Consider the following 346-nt stretch of genomic DNA (forward strand, 5'->3'; position numbering starts at 1 on the left):
TGTGGTTGATGTCGGCAAGCACCCCGTAACTTCTCAGATTCATTACCGACAGGTACTCCTTCCACCGACCTGCCTTCACCTCCGCCTGCAGGTCTGCCTCTTCCACGCTCACCTCGCGGATGTCCTTGTCGCGCGCGATCAGCGAACGGCAGATGCGGCGGATGAGGCTGTCGTCGCCGCGCAGCAGCGTCTGCTGCACCCAGTACTGCTGCTTGAGCACGGCACCGTCGAACAGGCTGCCTTCCGGATGCACGGGCAACGTGATGTACACGTGGAACCCCTGCCTGGCCACGATGGCGCGGCGGATGCGCGCGGCGATGGCCGCCACCAAGGGGTTGCTGGCCGC

At 65.0% G+C, this 346-nt stretch carries 1 protein-coding gene; it reads right to left on the minus strand.

What is annotated here, in order from left to right:
* Positions 1-328: hypothetical protein (locus QMZ26_RS21300; protein WP_283222599.1), on the minus strand; the 328-nt coding region annotated here is incomplete at its 3' end.
* Positions 329-346 lie beyond the last annotated feature (18 nt).

It is taken from the genome of Stenotrophomonas sp. PFBMAA-4, from assembly GCF_030053215.1.
Taxonomy (GTDB): domain Bacteria; phylum Pseudomonadota; class Gammaproteobacteria; order Xanthomonadales; family Xanthomonadaceae; genus Stenotrophomonas.